The sequence below is a fragment of the Nitrososphaera sp. genome (genome assembly GCF_050748925.1).
Lineage (GTDB): Archaea > Thermoproteota > Nitrososphaeria > Nitrososphaerales > Nitrososphaeraceae > Nitrososphaera.
Genome location: NZ_JBOGQF010000108.1, coordinates 1 through 5941, shown reverse-complemented (window position 1 = coordinate 5941; position 5941 = coordinate 1). Strand labels below are relative to the sequence as shown.

Below are 5941 nucleotides of genomic sequence, written 5' to 3'. Positions count from 1 at the left end.
CTCTGGAACTGGCCTGGAGGATGGGCAAGCACATCGGCAAGCGTGGTGAGATCCACGCCAAAATCCTGGCAGGATTGCGCTAGTCACGCGCAGCAGCCATTCGCTTGCCCATCATTATTTATCTTGATGAAAACTGCTATTCTTTATCCTGTGTGCGTTGCCCCGCGATATCGCTATGGGCGGGCTTGTCCTAGCTGGCCTTCAATATCCTGGAAACCGTGTTCCAGTTCCGGGTCGTTATCTTCTTCCCAAATTCGATTTCAAGGATCTTCATCAAGTCGACCGTCCGGCGGTCCGGCGAAAGTGTGAGGACACTAAACACCTCGCCGTCTGGGACATGCAAAATCCTAAAGTCCCTGTCCTGCGATTCCGGGGTCTTGCTTTTCGGTTTGTCTGCAAGAAACGTGATGTAGAGCCTGGTGTGGGGTCACCTTGATATTTTTGAATGGGTCTGCGTCTGCCAAAGCCTTGATGTCGTCAATAGTGCGGACGATGACGCTCACGTCAATCCCAAACGACTTGGATATGTTTTGCTCTATGGCCTACGCAAGGCGGGCATCGGCCTTTTTGGTTTCAAAAATCACGTTGCCGCTTACAAGGACTGTCTTGACGCCGGCAAATCCCCACGACATGAACGCCTGGCGCAGCTCATCCATTCCTATCTTGTTATTCCCGCCGACGTTGATGCCGCGCAGAAACGCCACATATTCAGCCATGGAGCTTTTCCCCTTTTGCCATCATTTCCAGTATCTTTTTCATTCGCTTTTCCTTCGTCTCTGGTTTTTTGCGGTCTGGAGCCTCCACGCAATAGCATAGGTGTTTGCTTTGTTGAGCGTCTTGAAAAATGCCATTGCTCTCTTGTTCTTTGCAAGTTCTGCCAAAAAATCCTCGGGGACTGCCATGTTTTTCGGAGTCGTATGCCTGCTCCCACCTGCCGTCTTTTTTGGCGGCTTGTACTTTCTCAAGACCTGAGGGCCGCATCTTGCCGTCTGCAGTCAGCTGCGCGACAAGATCGCGGTTTCTTTTTGACCAGATGCTTTTCGGGCCGCGGGGAGTGAATTTTACGAGCCAGTGCTTGTCGTCAAATTCGCTTCCCTGCCCGTCAATCCAGCCGTGGCAGAGGGCAACCTTGAGCGCTTCACCATAGGTGACGGTGGCAATCCCTGCATCTTTCTTTGCAAGCTTTAGCCATATACCAGCAGAGTCTGCATGGTTTTTCGCAAGCCACGCCTCCCACTCTTTTACAGATGCGAACGAAATGACCGGCAGGTTGGCTGTACCCATATTCGTAAAAAAATGTTTGCGACCATATTAAGAGATGCGCCATACTGCTCTGGCATCTTGCGCCATGCCAGCTGGATCTGCTTCAGACGCTTACCGTAGCTTTTGCTTCCTGTTCGTACTTTTCGCCTTTTTCGCTGCATGCGGTGCCGTAATCCTGCAGCATGGCCTGCTTGATAATTTCGGCTAGATTGCCGAGTTCTTTTTCATCATTAAATTCGTTCGTTCTATCCGGGCTTATGCCAAGCGATCTCAGTTCATCAAGCCAGTATTTGTCACCGGAATTTGTCGCCATAATGTCATTCCGCATGGAACGCATAGCACTATGATCAGAGATAAGCCTTTTCCTAGAGATCTGCGAAATCCGCTACAGTACTTGTAATCTTTATACAAAACCGGGTGCTATGGATCCGCAGAAGCATTGTTCCAGGCGTCGAGTCCCCTCGGACGCGCTTTTGCTCATCGTGCGCTGGCTATCTCTTTATTCTGTACAGGTTGCCCCGCGATATAGCCACCGGCCTGCCTGCCTTGCTTATTTCATAGTCCACGCGCAGGATGCCGTAATCTTTCTCTTCCTTTTTGTTAACAACCGTATACCTTACTTCAAGCGCCTCGCCTGCGTACGCCTCTCTCATAAAGCGCGTCTGCCTTCCGCCCCATCCCGAGTCGCCGTCCATGCCGTAAAGGAGCATGATGCAGTCTGAAAACGCTGGCAGCCTGGTCATCTCGCCCTCTGCCCGCGCAATTATCGACCTGCCGGGCAGGAGCACGTCCGTGATGCCTTCTTTTGCAGCAAGTTCGGGATTTTCATGAAGCGCGTTTTTTGTGCGCGCAAAGGAAATGTACTTGTCAAAGTCGTCCTTGGTTATCGTCATCGCCGCGCTAAAAGTCTGGCCGGGGACAAAGTCGTCAAACTTCATCTTGGCATCGGGGCAGAGTCTTGCTTTTATACCTACGCGTCGAATCAATCCCCATTGTCCTATTCCAACATTTCCCGGATGGACTTTACGCTTTCTCCAGATCAAAAAACTTTTCTTGAAAAGGTCGACGGCGTGTGCCGGGAAATACGGGACCATGAAGAGGAGTGCTACCTTGCCGAAAAACTGAACGACATGGTAATCCCGGCGTTTGGCAAGATTGGGATGCTCGGCTGCCCGGTATCGAAAAAATACGGCGGCCTGGGGCTTGACATGCTCACCTACGCCCTTGCGATAGAGCGGATAGGGCAGGAGGGCAGCTCGCTCCGCACGTTCTTTTCTGCGCACACGTCGATAGGCCAGCTGGTCCTGCAGGGCTGGGCAAGCGAGGAGCAGAAAAAGCAGCACCTGCCGCCGACTGTAAAAGGCGACAATGTGATGGCATTCGCTCTTACAGAGCCGGCGGCGGGAAGCGACCCTGCGTCCATGGTCACGACGTTTGAGGAGCAGGGCGACTCGTTTGTGCTAAAGGGCAAAAAGCACTGGATAGGAAACGGCACGTTTGCAGGCGTCATGACGACCTACGCCAAGGACCCTGCGACCGGCAAGGTGTCCGCGTTCATAATAGAGCGCGACTCGCCCGGCCTGCGCACAGAAGAGATGAAGAACAAGGTGGGCCTGCTGACGGTCAAAAACGCTGAAATTTATTTTGACAACTGCATCGTGCCAAAAAAGAACCTGCTTGGGAAAAAGGGGCAGGGCCTGAGCATCGCATACAGCGCGCTCATCGACGGCCGGCTCTCTGTCGCCGCCGGCGCGGTGGGCGTGATGCAGGACTGCCTTGACGAGTCGGCCGCGCACGCAAAGTCAAGGGAGCAGCACGGCGCACCCCTTGCGAAAAAACAGCTGGTCCAGGAGCACGTTGCGAGGATTGCCACCGACATCCAGAGCTCCAGGTGGCTCACATACAGGGCGGCAGCGGCGCGGCAAAGGTTGCACGAATACGTCGAACAGGTCAAGGAGCACGGAGACTGGCTCGAAAGCCTTGGCCGGGGCAACTCGGAATATTCGGCCCTGCGGTCAGAGGCCGACGCGCTGGCCGCGATGGCAAAGTTCCATGCAAGCAACTGCTCGTTTGAATGCGCCAACAGGTCGGTGCAGATATTCGGCTCTGCCGGCTACCGCAAGACCGCCCGGGTCGCGCGCCACTTTCTCGACAGCCGGGCGACCACTATCTACGAGGGCGCAAACGAGGTGCTGGAGCTGAAAATTGCGTCAGGCGTGCTCGGCCATTCGGCGTACTAGCCAAGTTCTGACGCCATCAATTCTATGCCCTCGTCTATCTCTTCTTTTGCGATGACGAGGGGCGGAATCGCCCGCATGGCCTTTTGCCCCGCCGGCAGCAGGAGCAGGCCCTTTTTGAAAAGCCTGGCAAGCGCCGCGTCGCGCCCTGCCTTTTCATCAAACTCGATGCCTATCATCAGCCCGATCCCGCGCACGTTGCTGACTCCTCCCTTTTTGCCTACAAGCTCGCCAATCCCTTTTTTCAGCCGCTGGCCCATCGCATTCGCGTTGGCAAGGAGCCTGTCCCGCTTGATGGCGTCGATTACTGCCGCCCCCACAGCCATGTCGACCCTGTTGCCCCCGCCCCAGGTGCTTGAAAGCACACCCTGGTGGCCCGGGTCAAGGTCCTTTCTGAACGCAGTCGCGCCCACCTGCAGCGCCTTGGCCGCGCTCATGATGTCCGGCTCGACGCCATAGTGCTCAAACGCCCACCACCTGCCGGTCCGCCCCATACCTGACTGCACTTCGTCAAGTATCAGCGGCACGCCGCGCTCCTCTGTCGCCCTGCGCAGGTTCTTTACAAATTTCTGACTCGCCACGTTGTAGCCGCCCTCGCCCTGGACGACTTCGCTTATCACAAACGCAACTTTGTTTTCCTCCAATATTTTGTCGACCGCGTCGATCTCATGGTCGCCATCTGAGGTGCAGAACTTGATCCTCATCGCCGGTAGCTCCGGGAACCCTGCCTTTTGCACCGGCTTGCTGAAGGTGAACGAGAGCGCACCCAGGGTCCTTCCGTGGAACGCGCCGACGCACGACACGCCGGGCAGCACTGGCAGGTCCTGCGACATGCGCCTGCGGTACGCCACCTTTATCGCGTTTTCAACGGCCTCGGCGCCGGAGTTGATGAAAAATGTTTTGAAGCCCTGCGGGACAATGGACAGAAACCTCTCGGCAAGGTCGGCGTGCTCTTTGCAGTAAAAGTCCTGCCCTGCGATCTTGTGGGCGCCGTTTTTTGAAATCTTTGCAAGTGCCGCCACGACGTCCGGGTGCGAGTACCCGAGGGGACAGGCGCCGATGTTGGAGGTAAAGTCGAGAAACGAGTTGCCGTCTACGTCCCTGACGACGCAGCCCTCGCCGGTGTCAATCACGAGCGGGTAGGTAAAGGTCGAGTCGTAGCAGAGGCTTTTCACCCTGTCAATTATTTGAGTCGCGTTCGGGCCCGGCGGCTCGGAGAAAATGTTGATGCGTCCCATGCAAATAATGGGTGGCCGTTTCTTAAGAATACTATGGCTGCCTTTCTGCGGGCAACTCTTCGAGCACGACATTAAAGTCGCGCGTCGAGCCGTCCCTGATCACCGTAAACTTGACGCTGTCGCCTATCATCTTGCCTGCCAGCGCGGCCTCTGCGTCCGCGTTGTTAGCGACCTGCCTGCCGTTGATGCCTGTAATCACGTCGCCGCCTATCCGTATGCGCTCGCCCTCGATTTCCACGACTTCGTCGCCGTGCCTCAGGCCGGCCTTGTCTGCCGGGCTATCTTCGGCGACGGTAATGATTAGGATGCCCTTTGCTTCTTGCAATCCCATGGCCTCTGCTATAGCTGCATCCACGTTGGTGCCCTCTTCGACGCCTACCCACGGCCGGCCTAAATTGACCTCTACCGGGTTTCCGCTGACGTATGCAAACGATAGCCCGACCACTGCAAACAGGATGCCAAACGAGACGCCCGTGCTGAATGCAGTATGCACAGCTGTATGCCGCAGGGATGGGATAACTACTTTACTGTCGCCATTATCCACAGAATAACGCGCTAGAATAATTAAAATTCCAAGAATGTATGACGGGCCCTGCGGTAGGCGAAGCTATGTTGGTTGTTGTATTACCTTGACATTATGAGAAATAGTCTGCTTCGATCCCGGAAATTCTAATTGACTGCTTGCTAAATGACAGAAAATAGTTAAAAGTGACAACAGGGCTAAAATCATGTGCAAAGATTAATAATGAAATCTAAACTCCCGACTCGCCAAGGAGCTACCAATCCTCTTGAGATCGAAGCAGGCATGCTAAAAGAGAAATTGGACAAAGGAGAAGATGTATTCATACTGGATGTCAGGACGCAAGAGGAACACGACGCATGGAAATTGTCGTACGATAAATACCAAAAGACGCCCGTCATACCGATAGACAAGATTATCAGTTCACACAGCTTGGTGGCTGAGCAGATTCCAAAAGACAAAGAAATTGTGACGCTTTGTGCTCATGGGCAGAGATCGCAAATGGCCGCACAGGCGCTTTCCAAAATGGGGTACAAGGTACGCAGCATCAAAGGCGGAATGGCAGCCTGGAACCAAGTATATGACGTTGCGGAAGTGCCTTTGCACAACATCCCATCCAAAGACCAAAAACAGGTTAGAGTGTGGCAATTGAGGCGGGTGTCCAAAGGCTGTATGACTTATGT

Annotated in this window: 7 protein-coding genes and 2 pseudogenes; 2 read left to right on the top strand and 7 right to left on the bottom strand. The window is 54.4% G+C overall.

The window, feature by feature from the left end:
- Positions 1-190: 190 nt before the first annotated feature.
- The 5 genes and pseudogenes from ACREAY_RS09105 to ACREAY_RS09085 form a co-directional block, all read right to left on the bottom strand.
- Positions 191-343, bottom strand: a complete 153-nt coding sequence (locus ACREAY_RS09105; RefSeq protein ID WP_431755457.1) for a hypothetical protein — start codon at positions 341-343, stop codon at positions 191-193.
- Between the two features lie 4 nt (positions 344-347).
- Positions 348-656, bottom strand: a pseudogene (locus ACREAY_RS09100) (DUF1697 domain-containing protein).
- A 52-nt stretch (positions 657-708) separates the two neighbouring features.
- A pseudogene (locus tag ACREAY_RS09095) lies at positions 709-1284 on the bottom strand (YdeI/OmpD-associated family protein).
- Between the two features lie 82 nt (positions 1285-1366).
- Positions 1367-1591, bottom strand: a complete 225-nt coding sequence (locus tag ACREAY_RS09090) for a hypothetical protein (protein ID WP_431755456.1) — start codon at positions 1589-1591, stop codon at positions 1367-1369.
- Between the two features lie 163 nt (positions 1592-1754).
- Complete coding sequence (locus ACREAY_RS09085) at positions 1755-2201, bottom strand: MaoC family dehydratase (RefSeq protein ID WP_431755455.1); 447 nt, start codon at positions 2199-2201, stop codon at positions 1755-1757.
- Positions 2202-2255: 54 nt separating this feature from the next.
- Between ACREAY_RS09085 and ACREAY_RS09080 the strand changes: the two genes are divergently transcribed.
- A complete protein-coding gene (locus ACREAY_RS09080; protein ID WP_431755454.1) occupies positions 2256-3503 on the top strand; it encodes an acyl-CoA dehydrogenase family protein in 1248 nt (415 codons plus the stop codon).
- On the opposite strand, the gene ACREAY_RS09075 is transcribed toward ACREAY_RS09080, so the two are convergent.
- On the bottom strand, positions 3500-4738 hold the full coding sequence (locus ACREAY_RS09075) for an aminotransferase class III-fold pyridoxal phosphate-dependent enzyme (protein WP_431755453.1): 1239 nt from the start codon (positions 4736-4738) through the stop codon (positions 3500-3502). The two genes, ACREAY_RS09080 and ACREAY_RS09075, sit on opposite strands and share 4 nt — an antisense overlap.
- A 31-nt stretch (positions 4739-4769) precedes the next feature.
- Entirely contained in the window at positions 4770-5231 is a 462-nt protein-coding gene (locus tag ACREAY_RS09070; protein ID WP_431755452.1) for a S1C family serine protease, read from the bottom strand.
- A 252-nt stretch (positions 5232-5483) separates the two neighbouring features.
- Here ACREAY_RS09070 and ACREAY_RS09065 point away from each other — a divergent pair.
- Positions 5484-5941 (top strand): rhodanese-like domain-containing protein (locus ACREAY_RS09065; RefSeq protein ID WP_431755451.1); only part of this gene is annotated, 458 nt, incomplete at its 3' end.